18 protein-coding genes are annotated in these 16,529 nt (G+C 51.3%); 11 read left to right on the top strand and 7 right to left on the bottom strand.

The features are described from left to right. Position 1: 1 nt before the first annotated feature. The 7 genes from fumD (at position 2) to ydhT (ending at position 6,539) form a co-directional block, all read left to right on the top strand. Positions 2-211: a fumarate hydratase FumD gene (fumD, locus tag OGV69_RS12510; RefSeq protein WP_038640291.1), complete on the top strand. Its 210-nt coding sequence runs from the start codon at positions 2-4 to the stop codon at positions 209-211. 478 nt (positions 212-689) lie between these two features. Beyond that, complete coding sequence (locus OGV69_RS12515) at positions 690-1,316, top strand: ferredoxin-like protein (protein WP_038640293.1); 627 nt, start codon at positions 690-692, stop codon at positions 1,314-1,316. Positions 1,317-1,429: 113 nt separating this feature from the next. Then, entirely contained in the window at positions 1,430-3,532 is a 2,103-nt protein-coding gene (locus OGV69_RS12520; RefSeq protein WP_204564923.1) for an aldehyde ferredoxin oxidoreductase, read from the top strand. A 10-nt stretch (positions 3,533-3,542) separates the two neighbouring features. Further along, positions 3,543-4,208, top strand: coding sequence for a YdhW family putative oxidoreductase system protein (locus tag OGV69_RS12525; RefSeq protein ID WP_038640298.1), 666 nt, complete (start codon positions 3,543-3,545; stop codon positions 4,206-4,208). Positions 4,209-4,272: 64 nt separating this feature from the next. Beyond that, the gene (locus tag OGV69_RS12530) at positions 4,273-4,941 is read left to right on the top strand and encodes a 4Fe-4S dicluster domain-containing protein (protein WP_042308731.1); all 669 of its coding nucleotides are present in this window, start codon (positions 4,273-4,275) and stop codon (positions 4,939-4,941) included. Further along, the gene (gene phsC / locus OGV69_RS12535; RefSeq protein WP_069324229.1) at positions 4,938-5,723 is read left to right on the top strand and encodes a thiosulfate reductase cytochrome B subunit; all 786 of its coding nucleotides are present in this window, start codon (positions 4,938-4,940) and stop codon (positions 5,721-5,723) included. The genes OGV69_RS12530 and phsC overlap by 4 nt, the downstream gene beginning before the upstream one ends. Before the next feature lie 3 nt (positions 5,724-5,726). Next, positions 5,727-6,539, top strand: a complete 813-nt coding sequence (gene ydhT / locus OGV69_RS12540) for a protein YdhT (RefSeq protein ID WP_204563454.1) — start codon at positions 5,727-5,729, stop codon at positions 6,537-6,539. Between the two features lie 9 nt (positions 6,540-6,548). Here the strand turns inward: ydhT and OGV69_RS12545 are convergent, their stop codons facing one another. From OGV69_RS12545 to OGV69_RS12560, 4 genes are read right to left on the bottom strand one after another with little or no spacing between them, the layout of a single operon-like run. Continuing rightward, positions 6,549-7,226, bottom strand: a complete 678-nt coding sequence (locus OGV69_RS12545; protein WP_069324227.1) for an amino acid ABC transporter permease — start codon at positions 7,224-7,226, stop codon at positions 6,549-6,551. Beyond that, the gene (locus OGV69_RS12550) at positions 7,216-8,001 is read right to left on the bottom strand and encodes an amino acid ABC transporter permease (protein WP_069324226.1); all 786 of its coding nucleotides are present in this window, start codon (positions 7,999-8,001) and stop codon (positions 7,216-7,218) included. Before OGV69_RS12550 ends, OGV69_RS12545 begins: the two co-directional genes overlap by 11 nt. Then, positions 8,001-8,819 (bottom strand): amino acid ABC transporter ATP-binding protein, encoded by an 819-nt coding sequence (locus tag OGV69_RS12555; RefSeq protein WP_069324225.1) that lies wholly within the window; start codon positions 8,817-8,819, stop codon positions 8,001-8,003. The genes OGV69_RS12550 and OGV69_RS12555 overlap by 1 nt, the downstream gene beginning before the upstream one ends. Position 8,820: 1 nt before the next feature. Beyond that, positions 8,821-9,654, bottom strand: coding sequence for an ABC transporter substrate-binding protein (locus OGV69_RS12560; RefSeq protein ID WP_069324224.1), 834 nt, complete (start codon positions 9,652-9,654; stop codon positions 8,821-8,823). A 212-nt stretch (positions 9,655-9,866) separates the two neighbouring features. Here OGV69_RS12560 and OGV69_RS12565 point away from each other — a divergent pair, with 212 nt between their 5' ends. Next, positions 9,867-10,760: a LysR family transcriptional regulator gene (locus OGV69_RS12565; protein ID WP_069324223.1), complete on the top strand. Its 894-nt coding sequence runs from the start codon at positions 9,867-9,869 to the stop codon at positions 10,758-10,760. A 61-nt stretch (positions 10,761-10,821) separates the two neighbouring features. Here the strand turns inward: OGV69_RS12565 and OGV69_RS12570 are convergent, their stop codons facing one another. Continuing rightward, on the bottom strand, positions 10,822-10,962 hold the full coding sequence (locus OGV69_RS12570; protein WP_003832695.1) for a hypothetical protein: 141 nt from the start codon (positions 10,960-10,962) through the stop codon (positions 10,822-10,824). Positions 10,963-11,294: 332 nt separating this feature from the next. On the opposite strand from OGV69_RS12570, the gene OGV69_RS12575 reads away from it, so the two are divergent. Continuing rightward, positions 11,295-12,776: an APC family permease gene (locus tag OGV69_RS12575; RefSeq protein WP_042308718.1), complete on the top strand. Its 1,482-nt coding sequence runs from the start codon at positions 11,295-11,297 to the stop codon at positions 12,774-12,776. A gap of 19 nt (positions 12,777-12,795) precedes the next feature. On the opposite strand, the gene OGV69_RS12580 is transcribed toward OGV69_RS12575, so the two are convergent. Together OGV69_RS12580 and OGV69_RS12585 are read right to left on the bottom strand one after the other, a co-directional pair. After that, positions 12,796-13,494 (bottom strand): cache domain-containing protein, encoded by a 699-nt coding sequence (locus OGV69_RS12580; protein WP_038640317.1) that lies wholly within the window; start codon positions 13,492-13,494, stop codon positions 12,796-12,798. Between the two features lie 24 nt (positions 13,495-13,518). Beyond that, entirely contained in the window at positions 13,519-14,244 is a 726-nt protein-coding gene (locus OGV69_RS12585; RefSeq protein ID WP_038640319.1) for a FadR/GntR family transcriptional regulator, read from the bottom strand. Positions 14,245-14,557: 313 nt separating this feature from the next. Between OGV69_RS12585 and OGV69_RS12590 the strand changes: the two genes are divergently transcribed. Both OGV69_RS12590 and OGV69_RS12595 read left to right on the top strand, forming a co-directional pair. Beyond that, positions 14,558-15,985 (top strand): gamma-aminobutyraldehyde dehydrogenase, encoded by a 1,428-nt coding sequence (locus OGV69_RS12590; protein ID WP_069324222.1) that lies wholly within the window; start codon positions 14,558-14,560, stop codon positions 15,983-15,985. An 11-nt stretch (positions 15,986-15,996) separates the two neighbouring features. Further along, a complete protein-coding gene (locus OGV69_RS12595) occupies positions 15,997-16,470 on the top strand; it encodes an ester cyclase (protein ID WP_038640326.1) in 474 nt (157 codons plus the stop codon). The last annotated feature ends 59 nt before the right edge of the window (positions 16,471-16,529 follow it).

Genomic DNA, 16,529 nt, shown 5'->3' on the forward strand with positions numbered 1-16,529 from the left:
TATGGGAAATCAGACCAAAGACGATGAGTTGTACCGTGAAATGTGCAGAATAGTCGGTAAAGTAGTACTGGAAATGCGCGATCTGGGACAAGAGCCAAAGCATATCGTCATTGCGGGTGTGCTGAGAACCACCCTCGCCAACCAGCGTGTAAAGCGCAGTGAACTAGAAAAACAGGCCATTGAGACCGTTATTAAAGCATTGGCCGGATAATCCATAAAAAGAGGAGGGCAGTCATTTGCGCCATCCTCTTATTCTCGTCACGTTATTCTATCAATATATATAATTTAGGAGTGCAATTAGAGAAATACACTCCGCTGTATATTTCGTTGTATATCGATTGATATATAAAAATATATTTGAGAGTGGAGTCACAAATATTTGCAAACCATATGAAATATTATTTCAACTTATCTTAATGATAATAAATCTCACTCCGCATTAATTACTTTCCTTCCGTTTTTTAATTGATGACGATCAAAACGACGGGCGCTGAATAACCACATTATCATTGTGCCTAACCCTAAAGGATTAGATTCATTTAGTTTAACCACCGTCATTTATACGATCAGGTTAGGGCAAATATTCACGTGTTGTTGGCAACATTAATGGCCGAATTGGCCCGATCTGTGCGTAAAAATTAGCCTTGATGTGTTGCCGCTACTGCGTTTGCGAAGAGGATGCGAAATAAATGAACCAGGTTGATCGTCCATTTTTAGATTGTGGCTTAACGCGGCTTGAATTCCTACGTATATCCGGAAAGGGTCTGGCAGGACTGACCATTGCGCCCGCGTTGTTATCACTTTTTGGTTGTAAGCAGGAAGATATCGACAGCGGTACCGTTGGCCTTATCAATACGCCGAAAGGGGTGCTGGTAACGCAGCGAGCACGCTGCACTGGTTGTCATCGCTGCGAGATTTCCTGTACCAATTATAACGATGGGGCCGTTGGCACCTTCTTTTCCCGCATCAAAATTCATCGTAATTACTTCTTTGGCGATGATGGCGTCGGGTCCGGTGGCGGACTGTATGGTGATTTAAACTATACCGCGGATACCTGCCGCCAATGCAAAGATCCGCAATGCATGAAGGTCTGCCCGATTGGCGCCATTACCTGGAAGCAGGAAGACGGTTGTATTGCCGTGGACCATAAACGTTGCATTGGCTGTAGCGCTTGTACCACAGCCTGCCCGTGGATGATGGCGACCGTCAACACGGAAACGAAAAAATCCTCAAAATGTGTGTTATGCGGGGAATGCGCCAATGCGTGCCCGACTGGGGCATTAAAAATTATCGAGTGGAAAGATATTACCGTTTGATAGAGGGCAGGCATGCCTGATACGCGTCATTAATTGCCAAAAATAGCGCAGTTTTGAATAAAAAAGCTGCCTGACGGGTATATCTATTAAACCTTCTTGCAAAGGAAAACATGATGGCTAACGGTTGGACAGGTAATATTTTACGGATCAATCTCACCACGGGTAATATCACCCATGAAGATTCCAGTAAATTTAAGAAATTTATCGGTGGGATGGGCTTTGGGTATAAAATTATGTACGACGAAGTCCCGCCAGGCACCATGCCTTTTGATGAAGGGAATAAACTGGTTTTCGCCACCGGGCCATTAACGGGCTCGGGCGCACCCTGTAGCTCCCGCGTCAATATCACCTCCTTGTCAACATTTACCAAAGGTAATTTAGTCGTAGATGCCCACATGGGCGGTTTCTTCGCCGCACAAATGAAATTTGCCGGTTACGACGCCATTATTATCGAAGGTAAGTCCGCGTCGCCTGTCTGGATCAACATCAAAGACGATAAAGTCAGCATCGAAAAAGCCGATTTCCTGTGGGGCAAGGGCACGCGCGCCACAACCGAAGAGATTTGCCGCATTACCAGCCCTGAGACTTGCGTCGCCGCGATTGGCCAGGCGGGGGAAAATCTGGTACCGCTCTCTTGCATGATCAACAGCCGCAACCACAGCGGCGGCGCCGGTACTGGCGCGGTGATGGGCTCGAAAAATCTGAAGGCCATTGCGGTAGAAGGGACCAAAGGTGTCAACATTGCCGACCGCAAAGAGATGAAGCGGCTCAATGACTACATGATGACCGAGCTTATCGGCGCCAACAACAACCACGTTGTGCCGAGCACCCCGCAGCCCTGGGCAGAATACTCTTCGCCAAACTCGCGTTGGACGGCCCGCAAGGGACTGTTCTGGGGCGCGGCGGAAGGCGGGCCAATTGAAACGGGTGAAATCCCGCCGGGCAACCAGAATACCGTCGGTTTCCGTACCTATAAATCCGTGTTCGATCTCGGACCTGCCGCTGAGAAATACACGGTAAAAATGAGCGGCTGCCATTCGTGCCCGATTCGTTGTATGTCACAGCTCAATGTCCCGCGGGTGAAAGATTTTGGCGTACCGAGTACCGGTGGCAACACCTGCGTGGCGAACTTTGTGCACACCACTATTTTCCCCAATGGCCCGAAAGATTTTGACGATAAAGACGATGGGCGCGTGGTGGGAAACCTGATTGGTCTGAACCTGTTCGACGATTATGGCATCTGGTGTAACTACGGGCAGTTGCACCGTGATTTTACTTATTGCTACTCGAAAGGCGTTTTTAAGCGCGTACTGCCGGCGGAAGAGTATGCGGAGATCCGCTGGGATCAGCTGGAAGCGGGCGATCCTAATTTTATTAAGGATTTTTACTATCGGCTGGCGCATCGCGTGGGAGAACTCAGCCACCTTGCGGACGGTTCATATGCCATTGCTGAACGCTGGGATTTGGGCGAAGAGTATTGGGGTTATGCCAAGAACAAACTGTGGTCGCCGTTTGGTTTTCCTGTCCACCATGCTAACGAGGCTTCAGCGCAGGTTGGGGCGATCACCAACTGTATGTTTAACCGTGACTGTATGACGCATACCCATATTAACTTCATCGGTTCCGGTTTGCCGCTGAAATTACAGCGCGAAGTGGCGGGCGAATTGTTTGGTTCGCAGGATGCCTACGACGAAACCAAAAACTACACCCCGATCAATGCCGCGAAGATCAAATATGCCAAATGGACGTTGCTGAAAGTCTGTTTGCATAACGCGGTCACGCTATGCAACTGGGTCTGGCCGATGACGGTTTCGCCGCTCAAGAGCCGTAATTATCGCGGAGATTTGGATCTGGAAGCGAAATTCTTCCAGGCGGTTACCGGCGATGAAACCACGCAGGCGAGTCTGGATCTGGCCGCTGAACGTATCTTTACCCTGCATCGTGCCTATACGGTCAAACTGATGCAAACCAAAGATATGCGCAATGAGCACGATCTCATTTGCTCCTGGGTGTTTGATAAAGATCCGAAGATCCCGGTCTTCACCGAGGGGACTGACAAGATGGACCGGGAGGACATGCGCCTGTCACTGACGATGTTCTATCAGGAAATGGGTTGGGATCCGGAGCTGGGCTGCCCTACGCGCGAAACGCTGAATCGACTCGGACTTGAGGATGTGGCAGCCGATCTGGCGGCACAAGATCTGTTGCCAGCGTAAGGAACGCGAGATGACTAACGTGAGCAACGTTCAGGCACCCATTGAGGCGTTTCCTGATGAGGTAGATAGCCAAAAGAGACACTGGCTGCAGGCGCTACAGTCGCCTGCCGAACAGGTGAACGCGCCGCAGGTTCAGGAACCTGCCAGCCCGGAGTCGATAGTGGCGGAATTTATCCGCCAACATTCAGCATCGGGTCAGTTGGTGGCTCGCAGTGTTTTCCTGCAGCCACCGTATTCGGTTCCTGAGACTGACTTAACCGTGCTGCTGGATACCCTGTGTCAGGGCGCGAATGGGGCGGATATTACCTGTGTGCATGGCGCTGAAGAGGCGTATTTCTTTTCGACGCAAACCATGACGGCAAACTACGCCAGCATGTGTGTGCAGGTGGTGGAGAACGACATCTGTCGCGCGATTGCCGAGGCGGTACGCTTCGACTGTCAAACGTATCCACGCCCCTATAAGGTCGCCATGTTGACGCAACCGCCGTATAGCTTTGGCGATCAGCAGGTTGCAGCGGCGCTCTCGGCAATGGAAACGCACCCGGATTACGCAGATATACGCACTGTGGAATCGTCAAATGCGGAGCCTTATTTGTTCAGCGAACGTTTTATGAGTTATGGCAAAGCGTACGGCCTGTGCGAATGGTTTGAGGTTGAGCAGTACCAGAACCCCTGAATTCTTCAGGTTGATGTCATGGAATGTGTGGACGACCACTGTCACAGCATTAGAGGATAACCCGATGTCCTTCACCCGACGTAAATTTGTCATTGGCATGGGGACGGTGATTTTTTTTACCGGCCCAGGTCAAAGTTTGTTAGCAAGCCCCAGGAGCACTAAAGGCGTTCGTTATGTCATGATTCACGACGAATCACTGTGTAACGGCTGTAATATTTGCGCCCGCGCATGCAGGAAAACCAATCATGTTCCTGACCAGGGCAGCCGTTTGTCGATAGCGCATATTCCGGTTTCGGATAACGACAACGAAACGCTGTATCACTATTTTCGTCAGTCCTGCCAGCATTGTGATGATGCGCCCTGTATTGAGGTCTGTCCAACCGGCGCCTCCTGGCGAGATGAGAACGGCATTGTCCGGGTCGACACGTCTTCGTGTATCGGCTGCAGTTACTGCATAGGCGCGTGCCCTTATCAGGTCCGCTATCTCAATCCGCGCACCAAAGTGGCTGATAAATGCGACTTTTGCGCTGAATCACGTCTGGCGAAAGGTTTTCCACCGATCTGTGTTAACGCCTGCCCGGAACACGCGCTGATTTTTGGTCGTGAAGATAGCCCGGAGATTCAGACCTGGCTGCGGGAAAACAAGTATTACGAGTATCAACTTGCAGGCGCCGGGAAACCCCATCTGTATCGTCGGTTCGGTCAACATTTGATTAAAAAGGAAAATGTATGAACGCGTCGCAGAATGCCGAACAGTTTCACGCCCAGCTTGCGCAATATGTCCCTATGTTTTCTCCTGACTACTGGCCAGTGTGGCTGGTCATCGCCGGATTAATGCTGGTGGGAATGTGGCTGGTGCTGGCGCTACACTCCATGCTGCGCTTTCGTGCCGCGCATAAAGCGTCGGCAGGGCACGGTGAGAAGATCTACTTATACTCGAAGGCTGTCCGCTTGTGGCACTGGTCGAACGCGCTGTTATTTCTGCTACTTCTGGTCAGTGGACTCGTCAATCACTTCTCGGCCGTTAGCGCGTCGGTGATGAAAAGCCTGCTTACCGTACACGAAGTCTGTGGCTTTTTGCTGCTCGCCTGCTGGATTGGTTTTGTCCTGATCAACCTGATTGGCGGTAACGGACATCACTATATTATTCAGCGGCAGGGTTGGATCGGACGCGCGCAAAGACAAACGCGTTTTTACCTGTTTGGCATTATGCAGGGAGAGTCACATCCATTCCCGGCATCAAAGCGTTCAAAATTCAATCCGCTACAGCAGGCGGCCTATGTTGGCGTGATGTATGGTCTGCTGCCGCTGTTGTTGATATCGGGTCTGTTATCGCTCTATCCGGCGGTAGTCGGCGATCTGTTCCCCGGTGTGCGTTACTGGTTGTTACAGGCGCATTTTGCGCTGGCAATAATCAGTTTGTTTTTCATTTTTGGGCATCTTTATCTTTGCACTACGGGCCGCACGCCGGGCGAAACCTTCAAGTGCATGGTGGATGGCTATCACCGGCATTAAGCGATGATGATTACGCGTGATGACTTACGGGCCTGGCGCGTTGGGCCCGTAATGTATCGCTGGTTTCTACGTACTTTTCCCGCCGGGGGAAGTTATGCCGATGTACATCGTGCGCTCCAGCGGGAAGGGTATATCGACTGGGCAAATAGTCTGGTGGAATACGGCTGGTCAAAATGGCGGGAAGAGGAGAGTTTTGTCCGGCAGGATATTCGCGCGATGGGAAATATTTCCCGCGTGAAAACGACGGGGGGGACCGGCAGCCCGCTGGCGAGTGCGGAAGATAATGTCAGCTTTGGCTGTGCGGATGATAACGTTAAAATCGCCAGCGCTGGCTATGCCGCGCAAATTGCCAGTGCAGGTTACAGCGTACGTATAGGCAGCGTAGGCTATAACGCGCATATCGGCAGCTCGGGCGATCGCGGGCGAATTGCGGTCGCGGGAAATTCAGCGCGTATCAGTAGCGTGGGTGACGGTACGCGCATCGCCAGTGCCGGCATGCGTGTACGCATCAGTGCACTGGGCGACAGAAATCGGATTGCCTGCAGCGGTGATTTAACCCAGCTAGCCTGTTTCGGCGCGGAATCGAAAATCGCCAATTGCGCAGACAATATCCATATTATTGCCAGCGGAGAGAACGCCGTTGTTGCCAGTACTGGCACTGTCGATTCGATAATACTCGGTCCTGGCGGATGCGCGGCGCTGGCCTATCATGATGGCGAAAGAATGCGTTTTGCGCTTGCCGTTGAAGGTGAAAAAAATATCCGGGCTGGCGTGAAATATCGGCTCAACGAAGACCACCAGTTCGTGGAATGTTGAGCCTTGAGGTCATTTTAGCGCGAATCGTCGCTGGGTGAATTTTTCCAGGCTAAAGCACAGCAGGTAATAGACCAGTCCGGTAAAGATAAAAATGGCCGCCGGATAGATTTGCACCCGGCTATTAACCTGACCGGCAACCGTCGTGAGTTCTGGCACATTGACGATAAACGCCAGCGACGTGTCCTTCAGTAGTCCAATAAATATCCCGGTCAGCGACGGCATAATGTTGCGCAGCACTTGCGGCAATAAAATAAGCCACAGGGCCTGGTATGGGCGAAAACCCTGCACCACTGCCGCTTCATATTGCCCGCCAGGTAAGGCTCTAATTCCTGCATACACCGAGTGCATCACCGAGGCGGCGGTGAACCATGCCAGTGCCAACGTCACGGTAACTGCGCCAGGCAGATCGCTTCCAGTCAGCATGGGGAGCAAATACCACATCCAGAAAATCACAAAGATTAACGGAATGCCGCGAATAAACTCGGCCCAGATAAACAGTCCTTTGCGCATCGCGCCAGGAAAACGCCAGGCGCAGCAGGCAAGAACTATCCCACCGGGAAGTGCCAGCAATGCCGCGCCGATAGCCATCAGCAAAGTAAGCAGAACGCCGCCGGGTTGGCCTTCGGTCACGCGTCCCCACAGAAGATAGTCAAGATTGTCAGTAATGACCGAAATATTAGCGATCATGCGATATGCTCCTGACGCTGAACAGATGGGCTTTTGCCCTGAACGGTTTACCTGACACAGTTTTTGGTCCAAGGCGCGTAAGCAGCATACCTGACACGATACCGATGAGCAGATAGAGCGCTGTTCCAACGGCAAAGGCTTCCAGTGCGTGCGCGTTATAGCTCTCAATTTGCCGCACCTGATAGGTCAACTCTGCAAATCCAATACCGCTGGCAAGCGAGGAGAGCTTCATCAGGTTGAGATATTGCCCAACGATGGGCTGCCATGCGTTCGCCAGTCCCTGGGGAAGGAGAATGTGACGAAAAACCGCCCATGAGGAAAAGCCCTGGGCAATGGCCGCCTCGCGTTGTCCGGCAGAAACCGCCTGCAAACCAGAGGCAATCTCCTCGACCAAAAAGGCTGAAGTAAAAACACCCAGCCCCCAGGCAGAACAAAGAAACTCCGGCGTTAACCACCAGACGTCACCCGGCAGAACTGACCATGGGTGTTCAGCATTAATAAAGGTAATCACGTCACGGGGTAGCCAATTCCATGCGGCGAAATACCAGAACATCAGTTGCACCAGTAAAGGCGTATTGCGAAAAGCGGAGACCCACACGCCGACCACCGCGGTGGCAATGCGATTGCCTGTCAAACGTAAGCCGAGCAGTAGGAGAGCAAAGAGAGTGGCGAGCGTGACGCCTGCCAGCGTCACCCATAGCGTGGTGAGAAAACCGGAAATTATCCATTGTAGGGGTTGCCCGCTCAGCACCCCCTGCCAGTCCATTAGATGCATTATAACGGTAACTCCTGGTGTAACGGGTCGAGCACTTTTTTCAGGAAACGCTGAGTTCTGGGATGTTGTGGGCGGGTGAAGAAATCCTCCGGCGAGGCGACCTCCAGGATATCGCCGCCATCAATGAATACCACACGATCGGCAATCTCACGAGCGAAGTGCATTTCATGAGTCACGACGATCATCGTGATACCGCTGTGAGCCAGATTTTTCATCACTTGTAACACCTCGCCGATCATTTCTGGATCCAGCGCGGAGGTGGGTTCATCAAACAAAATGATTTGTGGCGATGAAGCCAGCGCGCGGGCAATGGCAACGCGCTGTTGCTGCCCGCCGGATAACTGAGCGGCATAGGCATCGGCTTTCTCGAGCAGTCCCACTTGATCCAGCAATTCGAGTGCCCGGCCTTTTGCTTCCGCTTTGTTCCAGCCGTGAACATATTCCAGCGCCAGCGCAATGTTTTGCAGCGCGGTCAGATGCGAATAGAGATTGAATTGCTGAAATACAAAACCGATACGGCTGCGTAACTGGCGTAATGCAGCGCCGCGCAACTGACTAATCGGTTTACCATCAATGAAAATTTCGCCACCGCTGAGCGACTCAAGCTGGTTGATAAGACGTATAAGAGTGGATTTTCCAGAGCCAGAAGGACCCAAAATGGTCACCACTTCACCAGGTTCAACTGCCAGGCTGACGCCGTTAAGTACGGTATGAGCGTCATACTGTTTAAACACATTGTGCAGTTTGACGCTTGCCTGACCCAATTGGGTAGAATCCGCAGCCGAAGCTGCGGAACGATGAAAAAGAGCTGAGAGCATATTACTGGGCTTCTATTTTAAAGGCGCGGGGCTGCGGGTTTTTAGTTTCAGGGCCGAACCATACATCATAAATTTTTGCTGCCTGACCGGTAGACTCCAGCTTCAAAAGTTCATCGTTGACGGCTTTTAACAGCGCGGGTTCGCCTTTTTTTACCCCCACGCCGATCTCTTCTTTACTCAGCAGGTCCGGCAAAATTTTGAAATCTGCTTTATCCGGCGCACCGCTTAACAAGCCCGCCAGGATTGTACTGTCCTGGGTGATGGCCTGCACATTACCGTTGCGTAATGCGGTTAATGCCAGGGGGATATCGTCATAGGCCAGTACGCGCGACTGCGGGAAGCGCTGATGTAACGCCTGCTCACCGGTAGTACCTTTTACCGCGCCGATTCGCGCTTTGCTGTATTCATCGAGCTTGTCCGGGGATTTTGCTGGCACAAGGAACTGCTGGCCGGTGACAAAATAGGGCACGGAGAAATCGATCACTTGTGCACGCTCAGGTGTGATCGTGATATCCGCTACGATTAAATCGGCTTTACCGGATTGTAATAGCGGAATACGGTTGGCCGGATTGGTGGCCACCAGCTCCAGTTTTACCCCCAGGGATTTGGCCAGCGCTTCGGCAAAATCGACGTCATAGCCGACAATCTTATGCGTTTTTGCATCAACTGAACCGAACGGCGGATTGGCGTCGAATGTCGCCACTTTAACGACGCCGGCGGCTTTGATATCGGCCAATTGGTCAGCCTGAGCCTGAGAAACGCTAATGCCAGAGGCCAGCAGCACGCTGAGTGTCAGAAGTGTTTTTTTAGCGCTGTGAATTTTCGTTGCCATCATTGTATGAAATCCCTGTAGTTTTTGGTTTGTGCTTTTTACGCTCCCATAACTTACGATTCAGACAAAATAAGAAAAAATTCTTATCTATATACAAAATGTTATTAGTGAAAGGGGGGAGAACAGGAGTGATGTGCGCGAACGTTGAGAAACGCTACGTGATTACCCTCATGACCTGTACCATACGTCAATAAAGTTAATGGCTGGGGACAAGCATGCTGCGTGATAATTTTAACGATCTTTATTATCTCATTATCGTCGCCCGCGAGCGGAGTTTTACGCGGGCTGCGGCAAAGCTCGGGGTCTCGCAGTCAGCGTTAAGCCATGCGATACGTGGACTCGAAGAGCGGCTGGATGTCCGACTCCTGACCCGTACCACGCGCAGCGTCGCGCCGACTGAAGCCGGAGAACGGCTCATCAACAGTATCAGTCCGCGTTTTGATGACATTGAAACGGAGCTGCTGGCATTAACCGACATCCGTCAGCGGGTGGCGGGTAACATTCGCCTTACCTTGGGTGAACATGCGTTGCAATCGACCGTCTGGCCCGCGCTGGCGCCTTTTTTGCAGGCTTATCCTGAAGTGAAAGTGGAAATGACCCTCGACAACACCCTGACGGATATTGTGGCTGGCCGTTATGACGCGGGTATTCGTCTCGGCGAGCAGGTGGCAAAAGATATGGTTGCTGTCAGAATTGGCCCGGACTGGCGCATGGTGGTGGTCGGTTCACCCGCTTATTTTGCCCGCCATGGTAAACCACTCACCCCACACGATCTGCAAAACCATAACTGCATCAACATGCGCATGCCGACGTTGGGCGGGCTGTATGCCTGGGAATTTAGCAAAGGCGGACAAGATTTGCGCGTGCGGGTTGAAGGGCAGCTTATTTTTAACAATCTCCCCCCGCGGATTAGCGCAGCGATTGCCGGGATGGGGCTGGCATTTGTGCCGGAAGACACTGTCGAACAGGCGGTGGCTGACGGTGCGCTGGAAAAAGTGCTGGAGGACTGGTGCGAACCCTTCCAGGGCTATTATATGTACTACCCCAGCCGCAGGCAGCACACCGCCGCCTTTGCCAAATTGATTGAGGCTTTACGGTATACGGGCTGAAACGGGAAGGGGGGAAGGGGTAACAGGCGATAAAAAAACCGGCATTGCGCCGGTTCAGAAATCAGATTTTGCAGGCGTCGCCGCAGTCATTATCAGCAATAATTTCCTGCGCTTTCTTATCTGCATCTTCCAGACGTTCAGCATTACGCTCTTGCGCTTCTTCCAGTCCATCAAAGACCAGATTATCGAGATCAATTTCCATCATTCACCTGCTCAGGTTCAGCGTTTAACATCACACTATTATATTGCAAAAATGTTGCTTAACAGCAGCGATTACTGCTACTTAGCCCCGAACTTAAATCAGATGCGCATATTTTTCCGCCAGCGTAGCCCACGGTTGGCGGCTGCGAAGATCCATTGGTCATAAATACTGCTAAATGCCAGCGCTTTCTACCGTTTTGCTCTCACTTTTTCATTAACGTGACATGCGATCATTTTTAACAACTCTGCGACAAAATCACTATACATATAACTTAATATCTTTTATACATTAATTGTTCAACCCTGCGACTATTCCACAAAAGAGAAAGATATATGGAACAGACACCTGATAAGAAAAACGATAATTTTCAGAAAGATGGCAAAGAACAGTTCAATCGCTCAATCGGTTTAATTTCTAATTTCGCGTTGGGGTTTACCTACCTTTCGCCGCTCACTGCCGTCTATTCGCTGTTTGCGCTGGCTGTAACGCTGGCGGGGCCGCCCGCAGTATGGTGGATTTTAATCGTCGCATGTGGCCAGCTTTTAGTGGCGTTGGTATTTGGCGAGGTCGCTTCCCAGTATCCGATAACCGGTGGACTGTATCCCTGGGCGAGAAGATTATGGGGCAAGAAATATGCCTGGATTGCCGCCTGGATTTACCTGTGGGCGCTGGTGGTCACCATTACGTCAATTGCGGAATATACCTCGACGTTTGTTGAGTCGCTGTTCCACTATGGTCAAACGCCTGCCACCATGTTGCTGACGTCTGTCCTGCTACTGCTGTTGATGATGGCTGTTAACATGTCCGGGACCAAAAACCTGGCCAGAGTCGCCAAAATTGGCTTCTGGTGTGAAATTGTCAGCGTGATTGCGCTGGGAATTTACCTGCTGATCTTTCACCGTTCTCAGCCTTTCTCCGTCATCTTCGACTCGATGGGCGTGCTTGCTCAGGACGGAAGCTACTCCACCGCGTTTATGTCCGCCGCGCTGATGGGGCTGTTTATGTTCTTTGGCTTTGAAGCCTGCGGTAACGTAGCGGAAGAGGTGCAGAACCCGAGCAAAAAGATCCCGGTCGCGATGATTTTAAGCATCGTATTTGGCGCGATTTCCGCCATCATTTCCGTGATGGGTTATCTGCTGGCTTCACCGAATCTGGTCAGTATCGTGAATGGTAAAACGTCCGATCCAATCCCCGCCATTCTCAATGAAGCCCTGGGAGAAACCGGCGCAACTATCTTTATCATCGTCGCGATTGTGGCGATGTTGTCGTGCATTTTGTCTCTACAGGCTGCGTTAAGCCGTCTTATTTTTTCGTTCTCTCGCGACAGAATGCTGCCGGGAAGTGAATGGATGTCCAAAATCTCGAAAAACGGCGTTCCGGATAATGCGATGGTCGTCAGTTGCTTGCTGCCGGTGATCATCTGCGTTTGGGTCTATTTCCAGCCAGACAACCTGTCGCGTATTACCGCGTTTGCCGTAATCGGTATTTATATCTCGTTCCAGATGGTCGTACTTGCTGCGTTACGTCAGCGTCTGAAGGGCTGGAAACCGGCGGGGGAGTGGACCATTGGCGGTTGGGGCGTGATTGTAAACGTACTGGCCTTAGCCTATGGATTATGCGGGATCTGGTTGCTGGCCCAACCAGCAGACAGCAGCGATTTCATTGATCGTTGGACAGTGCTGTTCGGCCTGGCGATTGTCGTTGGATCGGGGCTTATCTATATGTTCCTGACCCGACCGTTTGGGCGCTCTGCGGCGCCGGAAAACGACGCCATTGCTTACGCCAATAAGCTCAATATGGGGCAGGACAACTAAAACAAGGGCCTTCGGGCCCTTAGTTTTGATAGTGATAAAGGATAAAGTAGTCGCTCTGATATACCACGGTGCTGTTGGCGGGCGACAGTAACTCACCCACGCGAAAGCGCGGCCAACTGGAGAAGATAATCCTGTTTTCCAGATTGGTCAGTATGACATAGTCAGGATGAGCGCAGGAGAGCAGTTCGGCTTCGATTTGGCTGACCAGCAGATCGACGGCGGCGACGCCAAGGAACTGATCGTTGTAGTAGACCGGCACTGCCGAAGTCAGGGTATAGGAGATATTGCAGATATAATCGACGTACGGGCCGTGGATATAAGCTTTGCCTGCCGGTGGCGAATGTTTAAACCACTCGAATGTTCTGAAATCCAGTCGTTGCTGCGTGGCCTGATCCAAATCGAGGTGCGCCTGGCTCAAACCATTATCTTTCTTATACCACCACTCCAAAAGCCAATACTCTTTGGTGGTGGCGGTGCTCTCTATATGGCTGGCAAATCCGGCTCCAGAGCAGTAATGGTTGTCATTGAGCGTACGCTTAATATGCTGTTGAACGGTGGATCGCACAGAGGGATCGAGGACAACCTCGGCCGAAGCTTTCTGTATCCCGGCAATCGCCTCATGGATGCTCCTCGCCAGCGCCACGGTAGAATCTACCGTAGAGACAGTAATATCATCAATTTTACGGATTAATGCGCTTAAAGATGTCGAAGAGCTCATTGTCTGTCCTGCCTTCACGGATTGTCAGTTCGAGTTATATTTCAGCTTTTTTTCGATAAGGTAATAGGTAAAGGTGTCGATGATCCGCGTGGCAAGCTGTACTGATTCCGCCTCGTTGTGGGCGGCCAGCGCATCGGCCAGCGCTGAATAAAGCGCGATAATTTCGGCATGAATGCTGTCCGTGCGATAGAGGATCGCTACCAGCGATGCCCATTCAGCTTGCACCTGAAGCTCCTGGTTCGCCAGCCGTGCCGAATGTGAACTGGCGGCTATTGCCAGCAGGCATCGCATATCGGCCTGGGTCATCAGCTCAGGTGATTTTGCCTGTCTGAGCACCTCAACAAACTCGCGAAATTTGGCGATATCCGCGCCGGTCATTCGTCTGGAAGCAAGTCTTGCGCTATGGCTAATGATGGCGCAATGCATTTCCCCCAGATCCGAAAGATAATCGGTACTGATCGCTTTGAACGGATGCAGGGGGCTATTTTTGCCATCGATATTTTCGCAAACGAAGCTGCCACCATTACGGCCACGAACAGTATGGATAAGATTATTAGCCCGAAGCGTGTTTAGCGCTTCTCTGATAGTGATATGTGAGACACCCATCATCTTTGCCAAATCAGTTTCGTTGGGAAGCTGTTCTTTCGGCTCCAACAATCCCGTGATAATGGCATTTGAAAGGCGTTGCACTATCTGGTCTGAACGACTGACCTGCCCGATAGGCGCAAATATGACCGCGTGAGTAATCATAATCTTTTCTGCACTCAATTCCCTGAAACAACGACCCTTTCTAACACATGCCTGCTGGGCAAGGAAGGTAAGAATGGCCGCGTTATTTTACATGCCCATGCGCAAAAGCTGCCGCACAGACGGATGTGTGTCCCAATAACCATTGGAGCTGCGCGCGCCGCGTCAGCTAACAATGACAAGCCTTTCTCTGAATAATGTAAAGAACAAGTTAAAAATGAGAGGCTTATCATAGTGTCAATGTTGCGTATTTGAAAAGTTTTTACAATATATATATTACATAAGATTCTTTATGTATTAACGGGTGGAGACAGACATGAAAACCCTGAAGCATTTTATTAATGGGCAATATGTAGCAGGCGGCAGCGAAGAGACCTTCGAACTGGTGAGTCCGGTCGACGGTGAAACGTACGCATTATCTCCTAATGCCAGCGCGGCAGAGGTGGAGCAGGCTTACTCTGCTGCTGAAGCGGCGTTTAGCATCTGGAGAAAATCGACACCGGCCCAGCGACAAATAGCGTTATTGCGCCTGGCGGACGAAATAGAACGCAACGTGGAGCGACTGGTCAATGCCCAGAGCCAGGAGACGGGCCAGCTTCGCCATTTTATTGAGAAGGAAGAGATCGCGGCATCCTGCGATGCCATCCGTTTTTTTGCCGGGGCTGCGCGTTGTCTTGAAGGCAAGGCAGCAGGCGAATATTCCGCTGGATTTACCTCGACTATTCGCCGGGAACCGCTGGGTATTGTCGGGCAAGTTACGCCGTGGAATTACCCGTTTATGATGGCGGTATGGAAGATTGCGCCGGCACTGGCGGCGGGTAACACGGTAGTGTTAAAGCCAAGCGACACCACGCCGGTCAGTACGCTGCTGTTGGCGGAACTGGCGGCACCCTTGTTCCCGAGAGGGGCGTTTAACGTGGTTTTAGGCAAAGCCAGTACCGGTTCTCTGGTGGTCTCAAACCCGAAAGCCTCACTGGTTTCGATTACCGGTTCGGTCCGTGCAGGTCTGCAGGTTGCGGCCTCGGCAGCGGCGAACCTGACCCGGGCGCATCTGGAATTGGGCGGGAAGGCGCCCGCGGTGGTATTTGCTGATGCGGATATGGACAAGGCGGTTGCGGCGATTGTCACGGCTGGCTTTTTCAATGCCGGGCAGGACTGCACGGCGGCCACGCGTATTCTGGTCGAACAGTCCATCTACGCTGAATTCCTGGAAAAACTGGTACAAAAAACAAAGAGTATTAAATTTGGGCCGCCAGAAGACCAGGATGCGCTGTATGGCGCATTGAATAGCCGGAATCAACTGGAACAAGTGAAAGGCTTTATTGAGCGTTTACCGGCGCATGCAAAAATTGAGGCCGGCGGGCGCGCCGGATCTGGCCCTGGCTTCTATTTTGAGCCGACGATCGTCTCTGGTCTGCAACAGCACGATGAAGCTATCCAGCATGAAGTATTTGGTCCAGTAATGACTATTCAGTCGTTTTCTGGCGATGAAGATGCATTACTTAAGGCCAATGATGTGGAATATGGTCTGGCGGCGAGTGTCTGGACCAGCAATCACAGCCGCGCGCAGCGCTTTTGCATTGACCTTGATTTTGGCACGGTATGGATTAACAGCCATATTCCCCTGTGCGCCGAAATGCCGCACGGCGGCTTCAAAAAATCAGGTTATGGCAAAGATCTCTCATCTTATTCACTCGAGGAATACACTCGGGTGAAACATATCATGTGCGACATTTCTGAATAGAGAGGGTGGTGATGAAAACATTAAAAGTGGCGGTGCTTTCATTGGTGATGCTCTCGGGCTATAGCCTGGCAGAAAGTACCTCGCTGAATACCGTGAACGAGTATATGGCGGCGTGGAATGCGCATGATGCTTCGCGAGCGGCTCAATATCTTGCAGATGATGCTGTCTATTATGATGCCGCCGCGGGAGAACCGATTACCGGCAGGGAAAAAGCAGAAAAAGAAGTTATTGGGGCCTTTATTAAGGCGGTCCCGGATCTGACCTGGAAAATGATCGGTAAACCCGTTTATGACGAGGATACCGTGGCTTTTCGTTGGCAGTTCTCAGGAAAAAATAGTGGTGAATGGGCAGGGAGCCCACCGACAAATAATCTGATAAGATTTGAAGGTGTTAGCTATATTCATGTTAAAGCAGGAAAAATCACCTGGCAGGGTGATTATTATGATTCTAAGAAACTGGATGAAGAATTAAAGCCAGTGAAATAGATGGCGATCCCCTTTTTGCTGAGAAGGGGATGCCTCTTATTTGTGTCGTGTTAAGGGCA

It is taken from the genome of Citrobacter sp. Cc139 (assembly GCF_030334645.1).
GTDB lineage: Bacteria > Pseudomonadota > Gammaproteobacteria > Enterobacterales > Enterobacteriaceae > Citrobacter > Citrobacter werkmanii.

Bases quoted from the DNA above. Each gene is read 5' to 3' on its own strand.
- fumD (WP_038640291.1), top strand. From the start codon at position 2: ATGGGAAATCAGACCAAAGACGATGAGTTGTACCGTGAAATGTGCAGA.
- OGV69_RS12515 (WP_038640293.1), top strand. From the start codon at position 690: ATGAACCAGGTTGATCGTCCATTTTTAGATTGTGGCTTAACGCGGCTT.
- OGV69_RS12520 (WP_204564923.1), top strand. From the start codon at position 1,430: ATGGCTAACGGTTGGACAGGTAATATTTTACGGATCAATCTCACCACG.
- OGV69_RS12525 (WP_038640298.1), top strand. From the start codon at position 3,543: ATGACTAACGTGAGCAACGTTCAGGCACCCATTGAGGCGTTTCCTGAT.
- OGV69_RS12530 (WP_042308731.1), top strand. From the start codon at position 4,273: ATGTCCTTCACCCGACGTAAATTTGTCATTGGCATGGGGACGGTGATT.
- phsC (WP_069324229.1), top strand. From the start codon at position 4,938: ATGAACGCGTCGCAGAATGCCGAACAGTTTCACGCCCAGCTTGCGCAA.
- ydhT (WP_204563454.1), top strand. From the start codon at position 5,727: ATGATGATTACGCGTGATGACTTACGGGCCTGGCGCGTTGGGCCCGTA.
- OGV69_RS12545 (WP_069324227.1), bottom strand. From the start codon at position 7,226: ATGATCGCTAATATTTCGGTCATTACTGACAATCTTGACTATCTTCTG.
- OGV69_RS12550 (WP_069324226.1), bottom strand. From the start codon at position 8,001: ATGCATCTAATGGACTGGCAGGGGGTGCTGAGCGGGCAACCCCTACAA.
- OGV69_RS12555 (WP_069324225.1), bottom strand. From the start codon at position 8,819: ATGCTCTCAGCTCTTTTTCATCGTTCCGCAGCTTCGGCTGCGGATTCT.
- OGV69_RS12560 (WP_069324224.1), bottom strand. From the start codon at position 9,654: ATGATGGCAACGAAAATTCACAGCGCTAAAAAAACACTTCTGACACTC.
- OGV69_RS12565 (WP_069324223.1), top strand. From the start codon at position 9,867: ATGCTGCGTGATAATTTTAACGATCTTTATTATCTCATTATCGTCGCC.
- OGV69_RS12570 (WP_003832695.1), bottom strand. From the start codon at position 10,962: ATGGAAATTGATCTCGATAATCTGGTCTTTGATGGACTGGAAGAAGCG.
- OGV69_RS12575 (WP_042308718.1), top strand. From the start codon at position 11,295: ATGGAACAGACACCTGATAAGAAAAACGATAATTTTCAGAAAGATGGC.
- OGV69_RS12580 (WP_038640317.1), bottom strand. From the start codon at position 13,494: ATGAGCTCTTCGACATCTTTAAGCGCATTAATCCGTAAAATTGATGAT.
- OGV69_RS12585 (WP_038640319.1), bottom strand. From the start codon at position 14,244: ATGATTACTCACGCGGTCATATTTGCGCCTATCGGGCAGGTCAGTCGT.
- OGV69_RS12590 (WP_069324222.1), top strand. From the start codon at position 14,558: ATGAAAACCCTGAAGCATTTTATTAATGGGCAATATGTAGCAGGCGGC.
- OGV69_RS12595 (WP_038640326.1), top strand. From the start codon at position 15,997: ATGAAAACATTAAAAGTGGCGGTGCTTTCATTGGTGATGCTCTCGGGC.